The sequence below is a fragment of the uncultured Parasphingorhabdus sp. genome, assembly GCF_963975555.1.
Taxonomy (GTDB): domain Bacteria; phylum Pseudomonadota; class Alphaproteobacteria; order Sphingomonadales; family Sphingomonadaceae; genus Parasphingorhabdus.
Map to the genome: position 1 here is coordinate 732,593 of NZ_CAXBHH010000001.1, position 23,563 is coordinate 756,155.

At 56.3% G+C, this 23,563-nt stretch carries 23 protein-coding genes; 12 read left to right on the top strand and 11 right to left on the bottom strand.

Features of this window, described 5'->3' with window-relative positions; genetic code table 11:
- Position 1 precedes the first annotated feature (1 nt).
- The 6 genes from AAC060_RS03605 (at position 2) to AAC060_RS03630 (ending at position 7,602) form a co-directional block, all read left to right on the top strand.
- On the top strand, positions 2-2,350 hold the full coding sequence (locus AAC060_RS03605) for a DUF2460 domain-containing protein (protein ID WP_339822961.1): 2,349 nt from the start codon (positions 2-4) through the stop codon (positions 2,348-2,350).
- Positions 2,347-3,165 (top strand): DUF2163 domain-containing protein, encoded by an 819-nt coding sequence (locus AAC060_RS03610; RefSeq protein WP_339822963.1) that lies wholly within the window; start codon positions 2,347-2,349, stop codon positions 3,163-3,165. Before AAC060_RS03605 ends, AAC060_RS03610 begins: the two co-directional genes overlap by 4 nt.
- 26 nt (positions 3,166-3,191) lie before the next feature.
- A complete protein-coding gene (locus AAC060_RS03615; protein ID WP_339822965.1) occupies positions 3,192-3,584 on the top strand; it encodes a peptidoglycan endopeptidase in 393 nt (130 codons plus the stop codon).
- Entirely contained in the window at positions 3,585-5,810 is a 2,226-nt protein-coding gene (locus AAC060_RS03620) for a phage tail protein (RefSeq protein ID WP_339822967.1), read from the top strand.
- Between the two features lie 45 nt (positions 5,811-5,855).
- Positions 5,856-6,305, top strand: a complete 450-nt coding sequence (locus tag AAC060_RS03625; RefSeq protein ID WP_339822969.1) for a DUF2793 domain-containing protein — start codon at positions 5,856-5,858, stop codon at positions 6,303-6,305.
- A 190-nt stretch (positions 6,306-6,495) separates the two neighbouring features.
- Positions 6,496-7,602 carry an OmpA family protein gene (locus tag AAC060_RS03630; protein WP_339822971.1) on the top strand — a complete coding sequence of 369 codons (1,107 nt, stop codon included), beginning with the start codon at positions 6,496-6,498 and terminating at the stop codon, positions 7,600-7,602.
- 315 nt (positions 7,603-7,917) lie between these two features.
- Here AAC060_RS03630 and purQ read toward each other — a convergent pair whose 3' ends face one another.
- From purQ to purC, 3 genes are all read right to left on the bottom strand, one after another.
- The gene (gene purQ, locus AAC060_RS03635; protein WP_339822973.1) at positions 7,918-8,574 is read right to left on the bottom strand and encodes a phosphoribosylformylglycinamidine synthase subunit PurQ; all 657 of its coding nucleotides are present in this window, start codon (positions 8,572-8,574) and stop codon (positions 7,918-7,920) included.
- On the bottom strand, positions 8,574-8,828 hold the full coding sequence (gene purS, locus AAC060_RS03640) for a phosphoribosylformylglycinamidine synthase subunit PurS (protein ID WP_339822975.1): 255 nt from the start codon (positions 8,826-8,828) through the stop codon (positions 8,574-8,576). Before purS ends, purQ begins: the two co-directional genes overlap by 1 nt.
- 206 nt (positions 8,829-9,034) lie before the next feature.
- Positions 9,035-9,814 (bottom strand): phosphoribosylaminoimidazolesuccinocarboxamide synthase, encoded by a 780-nt coding sequence (gene purC / locus AAC060_RS03645; RefSeq protein WP_339693306.1) that lies wholly within the window; start codon positions 9,812-9,814, stop codon positions 9,035-9,037.
- 174 nt (positions 9,815-9,988) lie between these two features.
- On the opposite strand from purC, the gene AAC060_RS03650 reads away from it, so the two are divergent.
- From AAC060_RS03650 to AAC060_RS03665, 4 genes are all read left to right on the top strand, one after another.
- Entirely contained in the window at positions 9,989-10,453 is a 465-nt protein-coding gene (locus AAC060_RS03650; RefSeq protein WP_339822977.1) for a hypothetical protein, read from the top strand.
- 164 nt (positions 10,454-10,617) lie between these two features.
- Positions 10,618-11,232, top strand: coding sequence for a ceramidase domain-containing protein (locus tag AAC060_RS03655; RefSeq protein WP_339822979.1), 615 nt, complete (start codon positions 10,618-10,620; stop codon positions 11,230-11,232).
- Positions 11,233-11,316: 84 nt separating this feature from the next.
- Positions 11,317-13,590 carry a DNA topoisomerase IV subunit A gene (gene parC / locus AAC060_RS03660; RefSeq protein ID WP_339822981.1) on the top strand — a complete coding sequence of 758 codons (2,274 nt, stop codon included), beginning with the start codon at positions 11,317-11,319 and terminating at the stop codon, positions 13,588-13,590.
- 379 nt (positions 13,591-13,969) lie between these two features.
- Entirely contained in the window at positions 13,970-14,143 is a 174-nt protein-coding gene (locus tag AAC060_RS03665) for a hypothetical protein (RefSeq protein WP_339822983.1), read from the top strand.
- An 18-nt stretch (positions 14,144-14,161) separates the two neighbouring features.
- Here AAC060_RS03665 and AAC060_RS03670 read toward each other — a convergent pair whose 3' ends face one another.
- Entirely contained in the window at positions 14,162-14,629 is a 468-nt protein-coding gene (locus AAC060_RS03670; protein WP_339822985.1) for a hypothetical protein, read from the bottom strand.
- Positions 14,630-15,186: 557 nt separating this feature from the next.
- Positions 15,187-15,366: a hypothetical protein gene (locus tag AAC060_RS03675; RefSeq protein WP_339822987.1), complete on the bottom strand. Its 180-nt coding sequence runs from the start codon at positions 15,364-15,366 to the stop codon at positions 15,187-15,189.
- Between the two features lie 160 nt (positions 15,367-15,526).
- On the opposite strand from AAC060_RS03675, the gene AAC060_RS03680 reads away from it, so the two are divergent.
- Positions 15,527-16,204 carry a nitroreductase gene (locus AAC060_RS03680; RefSeq protein WP_339822989.1) on the top strand — a complete coding sequence of 226 codons (678 nt, stop codon included), beginning with the start codon at positions 15,527-15,529 and terminating at the stop codon, positions 16,202-16,204.
- Positions 16,205-16,247: 43 nt separating this feature from the next.
- On the opposite strand, the gene acs is transcribed toward AAC060_RS03680, so the two are convergent.
- From acs to AAC060_RS03705, 5 genes are all read right to left on the bottom strand, one after another.
- Complete coding sequence (gene acs / locus AAC060_RS03685) at positions 16,248-18,209, bottom strand: acetate--CoA ligase (protein ID WP_339822991.1); 1,962 nt, start codon at positions 18,207-18,209, stop codon at positions 16,248-16,250.
- An 83-nt stretch (positions 18,210-18,292) separates the two neighbouring features.
- Complete coding sequence (locus tag AAC060_RS03690; protein ID WP_339822993.1) at positions 18,293-19,513, bottom strand: CCA tRNA nucleotidyltransferase; 1,221 nt, start codon at positions 19,511-19,513, stop codon at positions 18,293-18,295.
- The gene (locus tag AAC060_RS03695; RefSeq protein ID WP_339822995.1) at positions 19,510-20,109 is read right to left on the bottom strand and encodes a CoA pyrophosphatase; all 600 of its coding nucleotides are present in this window, start codon (positions 20,107-20,109) and stop codon (positions 19,510-19,512) included. The genes AAC060_RS03690 and AAC060_RS03695 overlap by 4 nt, the downstream gene beginning before the upstream one ends.
- The gene (locus tag AAC060_RS03700; protein ID WP_339822997.1) at positions 20,106-20,666 is read right to left on the bottom strand and encodes a DUF1285 domain-containing protein; all 561 of its coding nucleotides are present in this window, start codon (positions 20,664-20,666) and stop codon (positions 20,106-20,108) included. Before AAC060_RS03700 ends, AAC060_RS03695 begins: the two co-directional genes overlap by 4 nt.
- A gap of 62 nt (positions 20,667-20,728) precedes the next feature.
- Entirely contained in the window at positions 20,729-21,241 is a 513-nt protein-coding gene (locus AAC060_RS03705; RefSeq protein ID WP_339823000.1) for an N-acetyltransferase, read from the bottom strand.
- 132 nt (positions 21,242-21,373) lie between these two features.
- On the opposite strand from AAC060_RS03705, the gene AAC060_RS03710 reads away from it, so the two are divergent.
- Positions 21,374-22,237 carry a DUF1499 domain-containing protein gene (locus AAC060_RS03710; protein WP_339823002.1) on the top strand — a complete coding sequence of 288 codons (864 nt, stop codon included), beginning with the start codon at positions 21,374-21,376 and terminating at the stop codon, positions 22,235-22,237.
- Positions 22,238-22,255: 18 nt separating this feature from the next.
- Here the strand turns inward: AAC060_RS03710 and AAC060_RS03715 are convergent, their stop codons facing one another.
- A complete protein-coding gene (locus AAC060_RS03715) occupies positions 22,256-23,422 on the bottom strand; it encodes a PQQ-dependent sugar dehydrogenase (RefSeq protein WP_339823003.1) in 1,167 nt (388 codons plus the stop codon).
- Between the last annotated feature and the right edge of the window lie 141 nt (positions 23,423-23,563).

Here is a 23,563-nt window from a genome sequence, read left to right on the forward strand (position 1 = left end):
CATGGGTTTCTGGCTAGCAGAGAAAAGAACGGGGCAGCGAAGCAGCTTCATCCAGCGTTTCGATCCGCGCTTCTGGACGATTAATTTCCCGCGGCCGATGATGGCATCGGTTGTGACGACCGCAGCAGATGCGCTGCGCGTGGATGCGGTCTTTTATAATAGCGACGATCTTGCCGGGTTGATCTGGGAAAGCGAAGACACGCTGGACCATCCGTTGCTTGCTTACGAAACGATGCGTGACCATTCGCGGCTGCAATGGGAATTTCACTGGCGGTCTTCCGGGATCATGCCGCTTGATGCAATCAATGGCCCGACGCTGACGATCGAAGGGCGGGATGCCGCCGGTGATCCGAAATCCTGGTATGTCCGGCTGTGGAACTATGCCAGCGGCACCCCGACCGATGCGCAAATTTTGATAGAATTTTCCAAGGTCGAAGGCGGCTTTTTGCTGCCCGGAGAGGCCGAACCGGTCTTTCCTGGAGATATCGACCGGCTGTTCATTTCGATCATTCCCCCGGAATATGACGAACTGGGCACGCGTTATGACACGCCGAAGACCGGCTGGGTCGAAATGAGCGCGATCCGCACGGATGGTCAGGGCGCGGTGCTGGAAATTGGTGACATCATGGTGCCGGAAAATGGGCTGTCGATGGCTACCGCTTATGATGACAGTTTCAACCAGACGCCCGAGCGGTTGCTGCGAATGACGCGGGCCTTGGGCTATCGCGGCGCGATCAATCACTATCTGGGTATGAGCCATTATTTCCGGCTGGAGACAGTCGGCGAGGGACTATATGCCAGTCTTTCTGCTCCGCAAGCGGGTGAAGAATTTTCAGCGATCAACCAGCCCGCAGCAGTGTGGCACCGCGACCTGATATCCCGCGCCGAAGCGATGGGATATTCGGTGATCCTCTCGCTTTCCTACGAATTATTCGACGCGCATTGCCGGGCAGACTGGAAGCAGCGGGCGGAGAATGGAGATCCGGCTCTGACCGGCTGGGAACCGCCGTCGACGTTGCTTTCGCCTGCCAACGACGACGCCATGAACTATCTGCAAGCCGTGGCGCGAGCCTTTGTCTCGATTGCCCAAGATGTCGGTGCGGCGATCCGCTTTCAGGTCGGCGAGCCGTGGTGGTGGATCATGCCGGACAAGCGCATTTGTCTTTATGATGCTGCGGCCCGTGCCGCCTTCGGCGAGGATTCGGTTAGCATTGCATCGATTGACGGGCCGAAAACTTCGCAACAGGAAGCGATGCTTGATCAGGCCGGAGCGATATTGGCGGCGTCGACCGCTGCGTTGATCGATGCGGTCAAAGAGGAAGCGGGAGCCGCTCCGGTGGAAACGCTCTTGCTCGCCTATTTGCCGACGATTCTGGATACACATGCCCCCGAAGCAAAACGGGCAAATTTGCCGGTCGGCTGGGCCAGTCCCGCCTTCGATATATTGCAGCTGGAGGATTATGACTGGGTGATCGCCGGTAATCGGTCGACGACCAGGAGCGGTATAGAACTGGCGACCGACCGGCTTGGCTATCCGGTCGAACAACAGCAATATTTCACCGGTTTTGTGCTGCAATCGGCGGATCGCTTCATCTGGAGCAATATGGTCGACGCGATCGACGATGCGCACGCGAGAGGCACGCCGGAGATTTTCGTCTGGGCGCTGCCGCAGGTTGCGCGCGACGGATTCATCTATTTTCAGGAAAAGGATGAGGATGTGAACGGCTTCGACGACGTGCAATTCCCGCTCGCGATTGGCCAGGGGGCCAGCGTTTCGCCGGGATTTTCTACCAATATCGTGACGACCATTTCCGGTCACGAGACGCGCAACAGCGACTGGGCCGATGCGCGGCTTGAATTTGATGTCGGACCGGGCGTCAGAAGCGAGGAAGAATTGCGCACATTGATCGTCTTTTTCCGGGCGCGGCAGGGTGCGGCCAAGGGCTTTCGCTTCCGCGATCCCTATGATTACAGTTCCCATGACATGGCCGGAGATCCGGCGCCGACAGACCAGCTTCTCGGCAAGGGTGATGGCCAGCAGACGGAATATCAGCTGGTCAAAAATTACGGTGACCCTGCTGGAGAAGCGCAGCAAAGACTGATCACGCGGCCGGATCCGGAGTCGCTGCAAGTCGCGGTAGACGGGCAATTGACCGGTGGCTGGTCGCTTGGTCCGATGGGGATGGTGACATTTGACAGGCCGCCAGCAGAAGGCAGCGATATCACTGCCGGTTTTCTGTTCGATGTGCCGGTGCGCTTCGCCAGCGATCAGCTGACCGTGAATCACGCGACATTCCTTGCCGGCGATATCCCCGAAGTGTTGCTGGTCGAGGTGCGGGAAACGTCATGAGCCTCGACTGGCTGGACCGGGAGGTCACAACTAGCGCCTATCTCTGGCGGCTGGAGCGCGAAGACGGCGTTGCGCTCGGTTTTACGTCACATGATCGCGATCTTGTCATCGACGGGTTTCGCTATCGAGCGGCACCAGGGATGGTGCCCTCCTCGATCGCGCTGTCCGACAGTCTCGACATCGACAATGTCGAGATTTCGGGTGTCATGACCAGTGCTGCTATCGCGGAAGCGGATCTTGACGCAGGGCGCTGGGACGGAGCGCTGCTCTATATTTCGCTGATCGACTGGGAGCAGCCCGAGGCCGAGCCATTGCCGCTGATCTGCGGTGAATTTGGCGAAATTGTGAGATCGGGTGACAATTTTACGGTCGAAATGCTGGGCGCGACATCCTTTCTCGACGAACCGATTGCGCCGCTGACATCGCCCACCTGCCGGGCCGATTTCGGTGATCGCCAGTGCAAGCTCAGTCTGCACCGGCACCAGCGGGAGGGCCGGATCATAACGATTAGCGGGGACGAGATCGGGATTGATGCACTGGGCGGCGCGGCTGCCGATTATGCGTTCGGGTCATTGCGCTTCCTCGATGGTCCGAATTGCGGACTAAGCTATGCAATCGTCAGCGGGCAGGGGGATGCGGTCAGACTGGCCGACCAGCCCTCTCAGCCGGTTGCGCCAGGGACAAGGGTCTTGCTCACCGAGGGTTGTAACAAGAATTTTGCGACCTGCCGCGACCGCTTCGCCAACAGCATCAACTTTCGCGGCGAACCCTATCTCCCAGGCAATGACTTACTCACGCGATATCCCGGCGCATGAAAATATCCGGAAAAGGATCACCAAAAATGGCGAAAAAAGCAGCGTCTCTTTGTGGGGCGGAATTCCGGCTGCACGGCCGTGATGCGAAAGACGGTCTGGATTGCATCGGGTTGGCGGAACAATGTCTGCTTGCAGCCGATGTCGATTGCGAAGCACCCATTGGCTATTCGATCCGAGGCGGGTCCGAGGAGTCGATCAACGCGTTTATGGCCGACATCGGTTTCATACGCTTACCGCCCGAAACCGGATTATGTGAAGGCGACATCGTTCTGGTCCGGCCCAGTCCCGTCCAATGGCATTTTTTGATCCGCGCCAATGATGGCTTTGTTCACGCCCATGCCGGTCTTGGCAAGGTCGTGTTTTGTCCCGGCGAGGCCCCTTGGCCAATTGTCTCGATTTTCAGACTGACGGAGGACTGAATGGCGACCTTGGTGTTGACCGCCGTAGGCACCGCAATTGGCGGGCCGATCGGCGGTGCTATCGGTGCCATAATCGGCCAGCAATTCGACCAGAATATCCTGTTCAAGCCACAGGGGCGGGAAGGGCCGCGGTTGCAGGAACTGGCCGTCCAGACGTCGAGCTATGGCTCCCAGATTCCCCGGATATTTGGTAGGATGCGGGTCGCGGGGACGGTGGTCTGGGCGACTGATCTCAAAGAGACCCGCAACCGGGAAGGCGGAGGGAAAGGCCAGCCGAGCACGACAATTTATAGCTATTCTGCCTGTTTCGCCGTTGCCTTGTCCAGTCGCCGAATCCAGGGCATCGGCCGGATATGGGCGGACGGAAAAATCTTCCGGGGTGTCGCCGGCGATTTCAAGACGGCAACCCGATTTACCTTTTACGCGGGTAGCGAGGACCAGCCCGTCGACGGGCTGATGGCCAGTGCGGAAGCATATGGCGGGACACCGGCCTATCGCGGTCTGGCGCTGGCCGTTTTCGAAGATATGGACCTGACCGAATATGGTAACCGGATCCCGTCTCTGACATTCGAAGTGATCGCCGACGACGGTTCGGTGTCCATTGCAGAAATTATCTCGGACCTTTCGGGCGACCGGATTGTCCTGCCGGCGAGTGAGGCGCTTGTCGGCTATGCCGCCGGGAGCGAAGACAGACACGCTGCCTTGCGCTCGCTGAGCGATTCGATTCCGCTGTCCTTTTCATCCGATCCGGTTGCGATTGACCGGATCGAAGCGGAGGCGCGCTTGGTCGCAGACCCTGCGACCGGCTCGACGATCGACGGCGATTTCGTGCGCGTGGCTGGCAGGCAGGAAATTGCACCACCCGAACAGCGTTCTGCTTCGATTTCTGCGACTCCGAGACAATTGTCTGTCCGCTATTACGATCCGGCCCGCGACTACCAGTCAGGTATCCAGTCTGCGTTCCGCCCGGGGGCTGGCCGGATATCGTTGGCGCGGAATTTTCCTGCGACCATGGCTGTCAACGACGCCAGAGCGCTCGCGGTAGACGGGCTATGGTCCGCATATGACGAACGTTCGACATTGCAGGTTTCCGTGGCCTTGGGCAGTCGCCCTTATCGGCCTGGGCTATTGTTGAAATTCGCCGCTTTTGAGGGCCTCTGGCGCATCCGGCAATGCGAGATTGGGCGAGGATTCGTACAGCTTTCGTTGACCCGGGCCAGTAGCAATAAATACCTGTCTCCAATCGATTCGGAACAGGGCAGAAACCTCCCGGATCCCGACCGGCTTGCCGGATCGACCCGCCTTGTGCTGGTCGACCTGCCGTTCGCTATTGATGCGCCCGCTGCTGTTTCCGACTCGGCTAGGCTTTATGCAGCAGCTGCCGGTGATGTGGGGTGGCGAAACGCCCAGCTTTTTGCTTCCGGCCCGGATGGCGCGCCCGGCGCTTACATCGGCCAGATAGCTGCTCCCACAATCATGGGCACGACCTTGGGAACGCTTGCTCCCGCGAGCCCCGCCTTGATTGATCAGGTCAATTCTATCGATGTGGAAATGCGCAATCCAGCTATGACACTGGCCTATGCCAATGATTCGCAATTGCTGGCCGGTAACAATATTGCGGCGATCGGCGGGGAAGTCATCCAGTTTGCCGAGGCAATGTCTCTGGGGAACGGGCAATATCGTCTGGCCAGGCTGATCCGCGGCCTGGGCGGTACCGAGGCGGAAATCACGCGGCATAGCGCGAATGAAGATTTCATATTGCTCGACGCGGCGTCGATGCTAGAGATCGCGCCCGCTGCCTATTTCGTTTTTTCACCGACCACCGTTTTTGCGCTCGGCCGAGACGATCTCGCTCCCATGCCCGCATCTACAGCATCGCCGGGCCGGGCCTTGATGCCCTGGTCGCCGGTTCATCCGACCTGGAATTTTATGGACAATGGTGATCTGGCGATCGGCTGGACCCGTCGGTCTCGAGCGGGAACAATCTGGTCCGACCATGTCGAAGTGCCGCTGGCCGAGGAGGTCGAGAAATACAGGGTCGAACTATCGGCGTCCGATGGTTCGGTAGCGCCGGTTTTTCAAGAATCGGCGGTGCCGCTGATTATCGTATCTGTAGCCGAGATTGATCCATTTTTCATAAACAATATCAGTAATATAAGTGCCCGGATCTTCCAGGTCGGAGCGCACGGCCTGTCTGAAGCACTGGTGTTTGAAATACCACTTTGAATTCATCCCATTCACTTCTCGCAAACTCTCTGGAAAGAACCCATCATGGCTCTATTGGAAACTGCACGGCTTAAGCTTCCGCTGCTCGCTACCGGGCAGGCGCACAAGGAATTATTCCATAACGAAGCCCTCGCCCTCATCGATCATTTGATACATCCGGCAGCACAGGCGATCGAAACCGATCCGACAGCGCTTATACCGGTGTCCGGGCAGTCCTGGATTATTGGATCAGGCGCCACAGACGAATGGCTGGGTCATGATGATGAAATAGCGGGGTGGACCGGCAATGGCTGGCTGTTTGTGACACCATTGGCGCTGGAGCGCGTCTATATTGTGTCGCTCGACACATTCGCCGTTTTCCGTAATGGTTGGCAATTGGCACCTGCTATCGACAGCCCGGCGGCAGGTGCTGTGATCGATGTCGAGGCACGTAGCGTGATCGATTCGATATTGGCGGCACTCGAAGCGCAGGGAATCCTCAAGTCTGGCCCATAAAACCGATTCCTGAAGCCACTTGGAACACAGGTTTGGCTAATTGAACCAAATTTGGGAACCATTTTTTGCGCTAAACACCGAAAATGGCGACATTTTCGCAACAGTTCTGCGATTTGGCCGCTTGCACTGGTTGATGCAAGGCGCTAGAAAGCGGCGTGAATTTAGAACCTAATTGAGAAGGGGAATATAAATGCGGAAGCTTGCCTTAGGAATGGCGCTTGCCTCCACAGCGCTGGCAACACCTGCCATGGCCCGTGATGGCCAATGGTATGTTGGTGTCGAGGGCGGTGCATTGTTGGCCGAAGATATGTCGGTTGATATTGCCGGTGTAGACGATGCACTTCAGACCAACCATGACACCGGATATGATTTCGACGGTATTGTCGGATATGATTTCGGTGGTTTCCGGTTGGAAGCCGAAGTCGGATATAAAGCTGCGGCTGCCAATAGCGTACGCGCTGATGCACCCGGTATCCCACAGACAGCAAGTGGCGCTGGGGCGACTTTTGTTGGTCAGCCAGCGATCAACGGCGAAGTAAATGCTCTCAGCTTCATGCTGAACGGCATGGTAGACTTTGGTGATGATGACGGTATTCAGGGCTTTGTTGGCGGCGGCGTTGGCGTTGCACGTACTGAAGTAACGAATATCTTTGCTGGACCTTATCTTGATGATTCGGACACAGGCTTTGCATGGCAGGTGCTTGCAGGCGTTCGCGCTCCGTTGAATGATAGCTGGGATGTTGGACTGAAATATCGGTTCTTCAACCATGAAGGCGTAAACCTCGTAGATCAAATAGGCCGTACAGCCGATACCCGTCTGCGTACCCACTCGATTCTGGGTAGCTTGATTTACAACTTCGGCGGCGAACCAGCGGCACCACCACCACCACCGCCTCCACCACCACCACCACCGCCACCTCCACCACCGCCGCCAGCAGCGTCGGTTTGTGCACCTGGCCCTTATATTGTGTTCTTTGACTGGGATCAGTCGGACATCACACCAGAAGCGGCTTCGGTTCTCGACAATGCGGTTACCGCATATGGTGATTGTGGTTCGGCTCAGGTTATGCTGGCTGGTCACGCTGATAAGTCTGGTTCTGCCAGCTACAACGTCGGTCTGTCCCAGCGTCGCAACGGTGCTGTTCGTGCGTATCTTGAATCGCGCGGAATTGGCGGCGGCGCTATCTCGAGTGAAGCCTTCGGTGAATCGCGTCCTCGCGTTGAAACCGCAGACGGCGTTCGTGAGCCTCAGAACCGTCGTGTTGAAGTTATGTACGGACCTGGTTCGGGTAACTAATACCAACATTGATACCAATTGGGAAAAGGGCTGGTCTTCGGACCGGCCCTTTTTCGTTTGCGGACGAGTAATATGATTGAGCCGCAACGGACCTGTTGCAGCACCGACTCAACCGTTGCCGTCACAAGTCTTTCGTATGTTATGCTGCAGTATTCGGCGCGCGGACGGGCCGTCCTGGCTGACCAAATCAGTTCCGAACGCTCAAAATATGGGTGATCCGTGTCGGTCGATATAAAGGTGGATCAGCATCAACCGCCATCCTGTATCTCGGCGAAGGTTCTGCCGACTGGTAGGGCTAGTCCGGGCAATGCGCTATTAGCGCAGCAGGCTTTCGAACAGTGACAGCCCGTCCGTCCCGCCATGCTTTTTATCAATCGCACGTTCCGGATGCGGCATCATACCAAGGACGTTGCCCGCTTCGTTGATAATGCCGGCAATATTGCGCGACGAACCGTTGATATCACTGCGGTAGCGAAACGCGACCCGGTCCTCGTTCTCCAGCCGGTCAAGCGTATCCTTGTCGGCGAAGAAATTACCGTCATGATGGGCGACCGGTATCGAGATAGCAGCATTTTTAGCATAGCCGGACGTAAATATAGTCTGATTATTCGAGACATCGAGATCGGCGTCTTTGCAGACAAAATGAATGTCGCTGTTGCGCATCAGCGCACCGGGCAACAGGCCCGTCTCCGTGAGGATTTGAAACCCGTTGCACACGCCCAATATTCTGACGCCATGCTGGGCCGCTTCCACCACCGGCTTGATAATATTGGATCTCGAGGCCATTGCGCCCGACCGCAGATAATCCCCGTAGGAAAATCCACCCGGAATGGCGATGACATCAAGCCCTGCAGGAAGTTCACTGTCTCCGTGCCAGACCATATGAGGTTTCTTGCCCGAAACTGTTTCCAGTGCGACAGCCATATCGCGGTCGCAGTTCGAGCCCGGAAAGACGATCACCGCGGATTGCATCAGGACACAGTCCCCGATGTTGTTTCCGGCAATTCGATTTCATAATTTTCTATGACAGTATTTGCGAGCAGCTTGGCGCACATTCTGTCGATCTCTTCCCGACTGACGGAGGGGTCAACATCCAGTTCGATCAGCTTGCCGGCGCGGACGTCATTGACCCCGGAAAAATCCAGACTTTCCAAAGCGTGATGTATGGCTTTCCCCTGAGGGTCCAACACACCGTCTTTCAACGTTACAAAAATTCTGACTTTCATGCTTCGCACTCGCTCTGTTCCGCCGGTCAATATTGCCTTGCTATAGCGCCAAGATTAGCCGGGGCAAGAGCAAGAAAGAAAAATGGAAAAGACAGATGGTGGAATGCGGTCACGACAGCCCGTCAATTCTGAAACGGCAGACGCTGGTCACCGTGACCGAGCACCTTCCGACCGGATATTATTGGCGACGGGCTTGGAAGCGCTGACTATTTCCCGCGCTTCTTCCGTTCACTGTCCAGATCCGCCACTTCGCTGACACCGCCTTCAGGGAATAGTCCCAGGCGTCTCGCAACTTCCTGATAAGCTTCTGCTTCACCACCGAGATCCCGGCGGAAACGGTCTTTGTCCAGCTTCTCGTTGGTTTCAATGTCCCACAGACGGCAACCGTCCGGACTGATTTCGTCGGCCAGAATGATCCGCGAGAAATCGCCCTCGAAAACCCGGCCGAACTCGAGCTTGAAATCGACCAGCCGGATACCGATTCCGGCAAACATTCCGGCCATGAAGTCGTTGATCCGGATGGCCATGGCGGAAATATCCTGCATTTCCTCCTGACTGGCCCAACCGAAGCACGCGATATGTTCTTCCGCAACCAGCGGATCGCCAAGCGCGTCATCCTTGTAGCAATATTCCAGCAAGGTGTGGGGGAGCGGTGTGCCCTCTTCGATGCCGAGGCGTTTGGAAAGAGAACCGGCAGCGACATTGCGGACGATCACTTCGATCGGGACAATCTCGACCTGTTTGACGAGCTGTTCGCGCATGTTGAGGCGGCGGATGAAATGGCTTGGAATACCGATATGGCCAAGCAACGTGAAAATATGCTCGCTGATCCGGTTGTTGATCACGCCCTTGCCGTTAATCGTGCCTTTTTTCTCGGCGTTGAAGGCGGTGGCATCATCCTTGAAATATTGGATAATGGTACCGGGTTCAGGGCCTTCGTAAAGAATCTTGGCCTTGCCTTCATAGATTTGGCGACGACGGGACATTGCTTGGTTCCACTTCGCAAAGAGAGCGACAAAAAATCATGCCCCGATTGTTCGAATCATGACGGATTGAACGGATCGGGGCAACCGAACCTTCCTATATGCGAAACCGACTTGCGGCGCAAACAATCCCGTTTCATGATGGTTGGCGGAACAAACCCAGAGATTGCGATCGCGATGACCAAATATGCCACCATAGATGACGTCATGGAAACGCTCTACGATTGCATATCGGGACCACCGGGCGAGCAGGACTGGGAACGCGACCGCGAAATCTATCATCCTCGCTGTGTGCTGGTCCGCACGCGAGTCGAAGATGGCAAGCCGGTAGCCTATCCGTTCAGCTATGATGAGTTCGTCGAAGCGACAATCCCGCTGCTCGAAGGCAAGTCATTTTACGAAATCGAGATCGGACGCAAGGTAGATATTTTCGGTCAGGTCGCCCATGTCTATTCGGCATATGAGGCGCGGGAAACTCCGGAACATCCGGTAATCCAGTTTCGCGGCGTGAACATGATCCATCTCTGGAATGATGATATGGACGAGGACGGAAAACCGAGTGGTCGCTGGTGGATTATGGGGATCATCTGGGACAATGAACGCGAAGGTCTGGATCTGCCACGAGAGTGGCTGACTCGATGACCAACATTTCGGGAAAGCTGTTTGTTGCTTTAGCGCTAACAGCACTCGCTGCGACAATAAGCATCGGCTTGCTGAGTTTGTTTGGCCCCGACTGGTTGCGCTTCGCTTCGGCAACTTGCACCGAAACTAGGTGTTTTTGCGAAATGCCGAGGACTGGCGCGTTATTGTTGCAGCCTGCCAACAGCCTGTCGTCACTTGGCTTCGTTTCCATCGGTTTTCTGATGATCCTGATGGCGCGGTCGCGTGACTGGATTTCGGCCTTACCGCCCCTTTCTGCTAGCATGCTTGGGGTGGCCGCGATCATCGTCGGGATCGGATCCGTCCTGCTCCACGCGACGCTTACATTATGGGGGCAGTTTTTCGATGTGCTCGGCATGTATCTGGTCAGCGGGTTCTTTCTGGTTAGTGCGCTGGCGAAATGGCGGGGCATCCCGGACCGGCGTGCCATGATCTATTACGGAATACTTTGTGCGATGCTTGTCGCAATCCTCTATGCGCTCCCCGAGGTCCGCCGCTGGCTCTTTGCGGTGATCCTGCTCGCCGCGATCGTCCTCGAACTTGTCTTTGCCAGACCGCTGCGCCCGCAGGTCCGCACCGGCTATTATGTCGCTGGGCTTGTCGCCAATATTGTCGCCTTCACGATATGGAATCTCGACCAGCGCGGGCAGCTTTGTGCGCCCGAAAGCCTGTTACAGGGTCATGCGATCTGGCACCTGCTTGGCGCAGTCGCATTGTGGTTTGCTTTTCTCTATTATCGCAGCGAGCGGCCCGTAAGATAAAATCGTGTCACGAAGGCAGGCTCCATCATCATTCCGCCACTTTCCCACTACCAAGCATGAATCCAGCCTGCTATCGCTTCTCGCATGAGTGATGTAACCGAAGCCCCGCCCGAAGAACCCGAAGATGAATTTGATGCGATAGTCGAAGCGCCCTTTGATGCAGCGCTGTCCGAACGCTATCTGATTTACGCCATGTCGACGATCACCGCGCGGTCGTTGCCCGATTTGCGCGATGGCCTGAAGCCGGTGCATCGCCGCCTGTTGTGGGCGATGCGATTGCTCAAGCTTGATCCGTCGCAGGGTTACAAGAAATGTGCCCGTGTGGTCGGTGATGTCATCGGTAAATATCACCCGCATGGCGATCAGTCGGTCTATGACGCGATGGTCCGCCTCGCCCAGACATTCTCGCTGCGCTATCCGCTGGTCGACGGCCAGGGGAATTTCGGCAATATCGACGGCGATAATGCAGCTGCCTATCGTTACACAGAAGCCCGTCTGACCCGCACGGCGATCGAGCTGATGCACGGTCTCGATGAAGGCACGGTTGATTTCAAACCCACTTATAATGGCGAAGACGAAGAGCCGGAAGTCATGCCCGGGCTGTTTCCGAATCTGCTCGCCAATGGTGCCAGCGGCATTGCCGTGGGCATGGCGACCAGCATCCCGTCGCACAATGTTCACGAGATTATCGACGCGGCGACACTGCTGATCGACTCTCCCAAAGCTGAACATGCCGAGATCATGGCGATCATCAAGGGGCCGGACCTGGCAACCGGCGGAACGCTGGTTGATCCTAAATCCGTCATTGACGCCGCCTATGAGAGCGGCCGCGGGGCTATGCGGGTGCGCTGCAAATGGGAGAAGGAAGACGCCGAAGGGCGCGGTGCGTGGCAGATTGTTGTCACCGAAATTCCCTATCAGGTGCAAAAGGGCAAACTGATCGAGCAGATCGCCCAGATCATTGCCGACAAGAAATTACCGATACTCGCCGATATCCGCGATGAATCGGACGAACAGGTCCGGATCATCCTCGAACCGAAAAGCCGGGCAGTCGATCCCGAGGATCTGATGAATGCGTTGTTCCGCATGTCCGATCTCGAAAATCGCTTTTCGCTCAACATGAATGTGCTCGACAAGGACCGGGTGCCCAAGGTGATGGGCATCACCGAAGTGCTGAAACAATGGATTGTCCATCAGATCGAAGTGTTGCTTCGCCGTTCGCAGCATCGGCTCGACAAGATCGATGCCCGGCTGGAACTGCTCGGTGGCTATATCATTGCCTATCTCAATCTCGACCGTGTGATCGAGATTATCCGCAACCATGACGAACCCAAGCCGATGCTGATGGAAGAGTTCGAGCTGACGGACCGTCAGGCCGAAGCGATTCTCAACATGCGTTTACGGTCGTTGCGCAAGCTGGAAGAAATGGAATTGCGCAGCGAACGGGACAAGCTGCTCGAGGAACGGGACGGGCTTGAAAAGCTGATTGAAAGCCCGGCGCGGCAGAAGACGCGGCTGAAGAAGGATCTTGCCGATCTGCGCAAGCTCTACGCCGAGGACACGGCACTGGGCGCGCGGCGGACGATGCTGATTGAAGCCGCGCCTGCACGCGAAATATCACTCGAAGCCTTTATCGAGAAAGAACCTGTCACCGTCATCATGTCGCAGCGCGGCTGGATCAAGGCGATGAAGGGGCATGCGGATCTCTCCGCACCGGACAGCTTCAAGTTCAAGGAAGGCGATGGTCCGAAATACGCCTTCCACGCGCAGACCACCGACAAGCTTTTGATGTGCTGCGATAACGGTCGCTTTTACACGCTCGGCGCGGACAAGCTGCCCGGTGCGCGCGGCTTCGGCGAGCCGGTCGGGTCGATGGTCGACCTCGAGGCGAATGCCGAGCCGATGGCCCTAATGGTCGCGGACATGAAAGCGAAGTTGTTGATTGCCTCCACCTGGGGACGCGGTTTTATCTGCAATATTGCCGATGTCGTCGCGGAAACCAAAAAAGGCAGGCAGGTCGTAAATCTGAAGGGCGATGCGCGCCTGACGGTAGTTCGCCGGGTTCCCGAAGGCGCCGATCACGTCGCTGCAATTGGTGAAAATCGCAAGCTGGTCGTCTTTTCCCTCTCCGAAATGCCGGAAATGGCCAAAGGGCAGGGCGTCATGCTGCAACGCTACAAGGACGGCGGACTGTCCGATGCGACTGTGTTCAGATTGGAAGATGGCCTGAGTTGGGCAATGGGCGGAGACAGCGGGCGCACGCGGACCGAGAATGACCTCACGATGTGGCGGGTTGCGCGGGGCGCGGCGGGACGCTTGCCACCGACAGGTTTTCCGAAGAGCGGGAAGTTTGACTGAAACCAGGCACTGTCGTTTTGAATGGCATCTCCAATGGAGAATGACCCATAATGGTTTTGAAATAGAGTGCGGTGATATTGATAATATCTCTGTTTACATCTACGGGTTCGATGGTTGTCTCGTCGGACAGCACCGCGAAATTATGCGAATGATGTATCGATAATTCAATATACGACCATCAAGAATCAGTTTACTTTATATTACACTAGTTTACGCGAAATCGAATGGCATCCATTGTCGAGTGTTCGTAATAGTTTCCAATATCGGGCACAGTTATCCCGCGTTATTTGGAAATAGTTGACTTTTTTATGAAGAAGAGTCTAATGAAACTAATCGGGTTGTCTCGCTCAATCTATAGCAGAAAGAATTTTCTAAACTTATGCGCAGTGATAAAGAAGCCTTGCAAGATTGGATTGATCAGCTCGAGCAAATTTTATCGCAGCTCGATTCTATCAACGCGGATATTGCTGCAATTCATGTCGATATAGCGATTGTGGAACTTTGTCAGATTGCAGATGTCAAAAGAGCATCTGGGGCGACCAAGGCTGCCTAATATTTAATGAAAAACCGGTCAGAAATTCATCAGCCCATGACTTATTTTATCAAGGGTAGACTGGATTAAAGTATCACCGGACACGGTTAGCTTTAATTGTCTCCCTTCCCCCTCCTTGACACCGATATTCCAGTCGATCAGCTCGATATTAACCAGATACTGAACATATCGGGACATGGTATTCGTCGTCAGATTGTGCGTGATCGCGAGCTCATGTACTGAAACCGGTTTTCCGGCGTTCGTTGAAACCATCAAATCCAGCAAGATGTGCCACGATATATCATCAATGTCGGATTGGTAGTCGCGGACATGTTCCATTCGGATAGCGCGGCATTTCAACAACAATGCCGCGGTCGTCAACGGATCAATAACGGGACGTTCCTTCAATCGGACAATTGAGGGAGAGATTTCAATTTGTTCGAGGGCGTTGTCTATTGAATTGCCAATGTCGGGATCAAAAAAGATCGGATTATTGTAATCACTCATATATCGCCGCCCCCCGTCGCATATTCAACTCGTTCTATCGTACCGGCCGATCGGTCTGCCGTCAATCGAGACTCGCGGCAATATTCGGGCGTTTCTCTGATTATGTGTTATTGTTCCGGGAACTAGCGGCACGCACTGAAAGGGCTGCATTTAAACGGCTGAGGATCGCGCTCTCAGAATCGCGAGCCTCGCTGATTTAGAGAGTTCATTTGTCTGGCTATTATACTTAATATAGACCGGAAGAGTACGCCTGTAGAAAATATCGATGATCCCGCATTATTTTGGCGGGCTGCTATTGAACCGATTTCCAATATATTCAACTTCGATTGCGAGGCGCAAGTATAACGAATCTCGGTGACCCGGGACTAGAAGAGAATGGCTGTCTTCCACTTGCGAGCGGTGTTCAACTGTAGGTTCCTCCCATCGGGATTCGAAGATCTATGGCAAAGCAGCTTTGCTGCTGCGATGAGAGGTTTCTGTCACGGTATCCAACTGATGTGGTGCGCCGATCAATAGCTGCGTCGCGTTCCCCGCCGGAGAATAGCCGAAATTAAAGCCTAACGTTTTTTGGCAATCTTCAGCTTGTCCAGTTTGGACCGCGTGCGGATTGATTCTTCGCTGCGGGTCAGGGCTTTGGAAATGGCTTTGAGGGTCATGCCCTTTTTCGCAAAGGCATGAAGCTTCTGGATTTCTTCGCTGGTCCATGCCTGCTTGTGGCGTTCAAAATGTTCTCTCATGGGCTTTGGCTTAACAGATTATAGCTGCCATGCACCCCAATATCGCGACCGGCTTATCATTGGCAATTTGGACCCGTTGCCGCACCACTGATGATAGCGGGGTTTGCATATGGTCATTTGTCCGCTAGCCAGCGACAAACATTTTTAATCGGAGCTACCCATGAAGTTTGATGAAGTTGTCCTCGGTCGCCGCAGCATACGCGGATATAAACCGGAACCGGTGCCGAAAGAGCTGATCGAGGAGATTCTCGGACTGGCGATGCGCGCGCCTTCGTCAATGAATACGCAGCCTTATAATTTCTACGTCATTACCGGCGAGCCACTGGAAAAAATTCGTGCAGGCAACACCGAACGGATGCTGGCCGGAGTGCCGCAATCGCGCGAGTTCCGTCAGGGTGAGCCATTCGCCGGCGAGCACCGCGAGCGGCAGATCGGCGTGGCGAAGCAGCTGTTTTCAGCGATGGGTATCGAGCGCGATGACAAGGATGCGCGGCAGGACTGGGTCATGCGAGGCTTCCGGCAGTTCGACGCGCCGGTTTGCGTTATCATTACTTACGACCGCGCGGTCGACGGCAGTGACGACACGCCATTTGACTGCGGCGCGGTGGCAACCGCACTGGTCAACGCAGCCTGGTCGCGGGGACTGGGTACGGTCATCAACAGCCAGGGCATCATGCAATCGCCGGTGGTTCGCGAGCATGCCGGGATCGCCGATGATCAGGTGATCATGAAAAGCATCGCGCTCGGCTGGCCGGACGAGAGCTTTCCGGCAAACGCTGTGGTATCGACGCGCAAGTCGGTTGACGAGGCCGCCGTATTTGTCGGCTTCGACGGCTAGAAACTGATCGTCGATACGGCTTCGCAGCCAGTGCGAAGTGCAGCTATTTATTCAAGCGCCCTTCGACCAAAGCATCAACGACGCTCGGGTCGGCTAGTGTCGACGTGTCGCCCAGCGCGCCATGTTCATTCTCGGCGATCTTGCGCAAGATGCGCCGCATGATCTTGCCTGAACGGGTTTTGGGCAGAGCTGGCGTCAGATGGAGATGGTCGGGTGTCGCGATCGGGCCGATCTCCTTGCGGACGTGACCGCGGAGTTCGGCAACCAGTTCCTCTGATGTTTCCACGCCCGCGTTAAGCGTGACATAGCAGTAGATGCCCTGTCCCTTGATATCATGGGGATAGCCGACCACCGCCGCTTCGGCGACGTGGGGGTGCGAGACGAGCGCGGATTCGACTTCCGCCGTGCCCATGCGGTGGCCCGAGACATTGATGACATCGTCGACCCGGCCGGTGATCCAGTAATAATCGTCGGCATCGCGCTTGCAGCCGTCACCGGTAAAATATTTGCCCTTATAGGTGCTGAAATAGGTCTGGATGAACCGTTCATGGTCGCCATAGACGCTGCGCGCCTGTCCCGGCCAGCTGGCTGTGATGCACAGATTGCCGTCGGTCGCGCCATCGAGAACCTGACCTTCGCCATCGACCAATTGTGGCTGGACGCCGAAAAACGGTTTGCCCGCGCTACCCGGTTTCATGCCATGGGCGCCGGGCAGGGTGGTGATCATGATGCCGCCGGTTTCGGTCTGCCACCAGGTATCGATAATCGGTGACTTGCCTTCACCGACCACGTCATAATACCAGCGCCAGGCTTCCGGATTAATCGGTTCGCCGACGGTGCCGAGCAGGCGGATCGACGAGCGGTCATGGGCTTTGACCGGCCCGTCCCCTTCGCGCATCAGGGCGCGGATGGCGGTCGGTGCAGTATAAAAGATATTGACCTTATGCTTTTCGACGACGTCCCAGAAACGGCCGAAATCGGGATAGTTGGGAATACCTTCGAACATAATCTCGGTCGCGCCGTTGATCAGCGGACCATAGACGATATAGCTGTGCCCGGTGACCCAGCCGATATCGGCCGAGCACCAGAAGACCTCGCCCGGCTGATAGTCGAATGTGTAGTGGAAGGTCGTGGCGACCCAGACCGCATAGCCACCGGTGGTGTGGAGCACGCCTTTGGGTTTGCCTGTCGAGCCGGACGTATAGAGAATGAACAGGGGGTCTTCTGCGTTCATCGGTTCGCACGGACAATCCGCAGGGACGTCGGTCGAGACTTCATGATACCAGTAATCGCGCCCCTCGGTCATTTCCACCGGGCTATCGGTATGATTGATCACCAGCACAGCGGTGACTTCCGTACCGTCGCGGGTCAGTGCTTCGTCGACATTGGTCTTGAGCGGTACGGCCTTGCCGCCACGCCGTCCCGCATCCGCGCAGATCACGAACTTGCTGTCGCAATCCTCGATCCGGCCGGCCAGAGCGTCAGGAGAGAAACCGCCAAAGACGACGCTGTGGATCGCGCCGATCCGGGCGCAGGCCAGCATGGCGATCGCGCCTTCCGGGATCATCGGCATGTAGATGGTCACCCGGTCGCCCTTGCGGACGCCCAGATTCTTCAGGCAATTGGCCATTTTGATGACTTCGGTCTGCAGCTCGGCATAGCTGATCGTGCGGCCTGGCGACTTCGGATCGTCGGGTTCGAAAATCAGGGCAGTGACATCGCCTTTGCCGGCAGCCACATGGCGATCGATCGCGTTGTGGCAGATGTTCAATATGCCGTCTTCATACCATTTTATCGAGACCGGATCGAAGGACGCATTGGAAATTTTGGTTGGCATGGTCTGCCAGTCGAGACGCTCGGCCTGACGGGCCCAGAAGCCGTCGGGATCAGTGATGCTTTCCTGATAGAGCCGGTCATAATCTGCTGCCGTGCAATGGGTGAAGGCATCGGCGCGCGGCGAAGGGATCAACGCGACCAAATCCTTGTTTCCTGCATTGTCAGTCATCGTTCGTCTCTCCTGTTTCGGCGTCTATTCAACATAGCTTTTTCCGCCGCGAATATCAATTTTGTCACTACCGGTTTTCCGGCTCATGTCAGAAGCGTCAGGTCGTGATCATCGACGAATTTTCTGACCCATTGCTCGTCGGGAAATCCTTGCGCAATCCACGCCGCTTCTATTTTCGCTAAAGTCTTGGCGACAACCGGGCCGGGTTTTAAGCCCTGTTCGATCAAATCACCGCCGGTTAGCGGAAAGATCGGAGGCTGCCAGCCTTTAAGCCGCGCGAGCATATCGGGCAGGACGGTCTCTTCGGCGAACAGAAGCGCGACATCACGGGCTGCCTCGATATTGGTGCGATAGGCAAAGGCGCGGATGTCTGTTGGTGCTGTGTCCGGTTCGGACCTATCCCCGCCCAATCGCGACGAAAGCCGTTCCCCGATCGCCTTTTGTTGCTTCTTCGACAGTTTCAGGCTTTTGGCAATGTGGCTTGCCTTGTCTGCGTCCTTGGGCAGCAGCGCCACCAAGCGCCGTATCGAGGTCGGCATGACGTGCAGGCGCTGCTCGCGTTCGACCAACTGGTGCAAAATGGCGCTTGCGTCTTTGTCGACCGCTTCGATGATATGCTTGAAAATGCCCGCCTCGAGCATCTGGTTTACCGCAAACACCGGGTCTTCGGTGCCCAGCAATTTCAGAAGCTCGTCCGCCACCCGTTCGCGGGACAGGTTCTCCAGTTTTGCCGCCGCCGCAGTGCAGGCAGGAAAGGCCTCGTCATCAAGCTGATCCTGGCCAAAGCGGGCGAGAAAGCGGAAATAGCGCATGATCCGCAGATGGTCTTCAGCGATCCGTTCTGCGGCCGAGCCGATGAAGCGGATCTGGAGATTTTCGAGATCCTCCAGTCCACCGAAATAGTCAAAGACCTCAAACGTCTGGGGATTGGCGGAGAGCGCGTTGATGGTAAAATCCCTGCGCGCAGCATCTTCCTGCCAATCATCGCTGAATGCGACCGTCGCCCGGCGTCCGTCGGTCGAGACATCGCGACGAAGCGTCGTGATCTCGACCGGTCCGTCGGGCAATACGGCAGTAACCGTGCCATGGGCGATGCCGGTGGGAACAACCTTGATCGAGGCTGCGGTTAGACGCTCGATCACATCCTCGGGCAGCAAGGGCGTAGCGACATCGATATCTTTCACTTCCAGCCCCAACAGGGTGTCGCGCACGGCTCCTCCGACAAAGCGCGCTCGGCCATCCAGCGCCGCAATCAACGCCGCGAGGCCCCGCCTGTCCATCCAGTCTGCCGGTGGTAATATCATGGTTCCCAGCCTAGCCTTTTTCCGAGATTGTTCAAAATCCCGGCAGTGATCCCCCAGATGCGATATTCTTGCCAGTAGATTTCATAATAATGCCGCTTGCGCCCGTTCCATGTCCCTTCGTGGATGGTGCGATTCTTGGGGTCGAGCAGAAAATCAAGCGGCGCTTCGAACCAGCTTTCGACCTCGCCGGGGTCGGCGATAAAGGGCAGGTCGGGGGGAATGACGCTCAGCACGGGCTGGATATTATAGCCGCTTCCCGACTGGAAACTGTCGGTCATGCCGATGATATCGACATGGCTGCGATCAAGCGCGACTTCCTCGTGTGCTTCGCGCAAGGCCGCGTCGATCGCATCCCGGTCACCCGGATCAATCTTGCCGCCGGGGAAGGCGACCTGTCCCGGATGATTGCGCATATGCTGGGGCCGTTGCACGAAAATCACGCCTGGATCGGGGCGATCGGTCACCGCAATCAGCACCGCCGCATCGCGCAGGACCTTTAGATCATCAATATGGTCGCGCTCGTTATAGAGCAGATGGTCGAGATCACTCGCATGACCTTTCACCAGCGCCTTTTCAAGCCGGTCGCGCAGGATCATGAATCAGCATCCATCGGGAAGAAGACACCGGCAGACCAGATGCCGACGGGGTCAGCGCCTTCTTCCAGCGCAAGCTCCGCCAATTCATAATAAACCGACCGTCCCACAACTGCTTCCAGTCCGCGACGCACTTGCAAATAGGGCTGTGGCTTGTCCGTACCAAATCGCAACGGATGATCGATTCCTGCGATCACCAGATGGTCGGTATTGAGCCGGAAGGCGAGCGTCCGTTCTGCGCCGCTGCCCTGGCTTTCCAGTTCAACCGCGACAAATGGTGCATCGTCGACGATTATGCTCAATTTTTGATAGGGGGTGACGAGCGCATAGCTGTCATCCGGTTCGCGTCGTAATATGCTGGAAAAAGCGCGCACCATGGCGGGGCGCAGAATCGGATCGCCCTGATGATACCAGGTCCCGTCGGCGGCGATCCGCATCTCGCTGTCGCCGGTTTCCTGTGGTTCCCACTGATCGACAGGGGGCAGTTTCTGCGCTTCGGCCAGTTCCGCGATTTCCGCGATGGAGAGCGAGGCAAGTTCGGGTGGTGGCGTATAGGGCATGCAACGGGACTATTACCCGGCGTGATTTCTGTAAAGCCTTAGACTCGCTATCTTGAAACTCGCTATTTTGTCCAGGGGCCGAGCGTGCCGGTCTTGGGTAAAGGGTTTTTCGGGTTGCTCCGGACGAGTAACCGCGAGGGCTCCCATGGCCCTGGCAGTGTCCATCCCGCAGTTCCCTCGGCCGAAAATCCGAAGAAACGTTCGTAATATTCAGGGTCGCCGATCATCACCAGCGGCAACGGATCATCCGGATGAACTTCCTTCAGCAGAGCCGCCATCATTGCCCGGCCTATGCCTTCGCGTTGAAAATCGGGATAGACCGCTACCGGTCCGACCATGATCATCGGGTGTTTCCGGCCTTCTTCATCGGTCAGCGCGACCGGCCAGCACTGGATCGATCCGAGCAATTCATGCTTTTCCTGATCGACTGCGGCAAGCGACAGGCCTTCGAGCATGTCCATGCCATCGCGCAACTTATAGGCGGTCCGGTCATGCCGGTCCGTGCCAAAGGCGGAGTCGAGCAGGGCCTCGACAAGTTGCGGGTCGATTTCCGCGAGAGGAATGATGCTGGCCAATTCGTGGGTCTCGTCTATCAGGAAAAGCGCGCGCTACCCCGCTTTGTGGTAAATGTCGAGCGACATAGGTTGCAATTGCATGATTGCGGAGTGCCAGCTAAAAGATTGATCTGTTAAGGGAGTTTGCGTGTGATGGACCAGAACAAGCCAACCGAACCATCGACCGGCGATTTGCCACCGGCAGCCGCGTCAGCGAAACCGGTCAGATTGGCGTCGCTGCGCCGCGATCCCAGGGGCTGGCTCATCCTGCTGCTCGGCCTGGGAGCGCCTGTGGCATTTGTTATCGCTGCCGCTGGCGGCGGTATCGGTTTGTGGGGCTGGCAAGCGGGTCTGGGCGCGATACCGTGGATTCTTCTGGTAGCTTTGCTCACGCTCATTCTGGCGATAATCTTCATCGTGCTCGACCGGCGCAAGGCACGCAAGACGCGTTGGCCCCTGTTGGGGATTGGCATTGTCGGGACGCTCGGCTTTCTGGGATTCATGATCCCCTATGCTACGGCCATCCTGACCCTTCCGGCCATTCATGATATTACCACCGATCTCGCCGATCCGCCGGAGTTTACCGCTCTGACCCTGCGCGCCGACAATTGGGATAATATACCGGGAGCGGATGATAGTGACATGCGCGGGATGAACCCCCGCCAGCGCTGGGCAACAGCACATCAGGACGCTTATCCGGATATTCGCTCGGTCCGTATTGATCAACCGGTCGCCGTGGTGATCGAGAAAGCCAAACGGCTGGCAGAAGATCGCGGCTGGAAAATCGTCAGCGTCGATCCGGCTTCGGGTAATCTGGAAGCAACCGACACGATTTCGCTGTTCCGGTTCAAGGACGATATCGTCATTCGCGCCCGTTCGGCAGAAAATGGTGCAGCGAGTATCATCGACATGCGCTCGGTCAGCCGCGTCGGCGTGCATGATATCGGCGCCAACGCCAAGCGCGTCCGTCAGTTTTTGAGCGATTTGTCAGGAACGACGACCGCCGCTTCGCAATAGGCTTCCTTCAGCGAAGGACTATTTGGTCGGTGTCAGCCTGAGCATCCGGCCGTTTTCGCCGTCCTCGAGCACATAGATCGCGCCGTCGGGTCCCTGCTCGACTTCCCTGATACGATTGCCCATCAGGAAACGCCCGGCTTCCTTGGCACTATCGCCGTCGAAACTGACGCGGATCAATGCCTGACTAGCGAGCCCGCCGACGAAGGCGCTGCCCTTCCAGGCAGGGAAGAGATCGCCGGAATAAAAGATCAATCCGCTCGGAGCGATGGTCGGTACCCAGGCCACTTTTGGTGCTTCGAATTCCGGGCGCGTATCATGATTGGGGATTTTCTTGCCGTCATAATGATTGCCTTCCGAAACGATCGGATAGCCATAATTGGCACCGCGCTGGACCAGATTCAGTTCATCGCCATCGCGCGGTCCCATTTCCTGATTCCACAGGCGGCCTTTGCTGTCGAAGGCGAGGCCCAAAATGTTCCGGTGACCCAGCGACCAGATTTCGGGAAGCGCGCCGTCCTTGTCGATAAATGGATTGTCCTTGGGGACGGTGCCATCCGGATAGAGCCTGACAATCTTGCCGAGGTTCATCGTCATATCTTGCGCCGGGTCAAATTTCTGCCGCTCGCCCGAGCCGATGAAGAGATACTCGCCATCAGGTGAAAATGCGATTCGATGGGAAAAATGCCCTCTGCCGGCTACTTTGGGATTTTGCGTCCAGATGGTTTCAAGATTTTTCAGCGCGGGTTTCTGGCCTTTTAATTCCAGTCTCGCACGGCCAACCACGGCGCCGCGGGTGTCCTTCTCGCCAGCCTCTACCCAGCTTAGATAGACCATATTGCTCGTCGCAAAATCAGGAGCGAGCACGATGTCGCCGAAGCCGCCCTGTCCACCATAATCAACTTCGGGCACGCCGCTGATTTCGGTTTTCTGTCCCTTGGCATCGACCAGTTGCAATTTGCCTGCTTTTTCGCTGACCAGCATCCGGCCATCGGGAAGGAATGTCATCGCCCATGGTTCGTCAAAACTCGCGATTGCGGTTGTTTCAAATGGTTTGCGATCGACGGGAGAAATATCGGCCAGCGCCTGCGCTTCGGTTGTCGCGCCTCCATTGGCTTGTGCGTTTTCCCCATTGGTGCAGGAAATCGCGAGGATCGAAATTGCGAGTGGAAGTCCAATTTTTTTCATGAGATCCCTGTGTTTTATCATCAAATTATGCCGATCCGCCATTTGCAGCTGATCATAGGGGAACCGAAGCAATTTTTCTAGGTCAAACCGATGATATTCCCCATAAATCGCGCTGTTCACGGCTTGCTTACTATTTTTGGC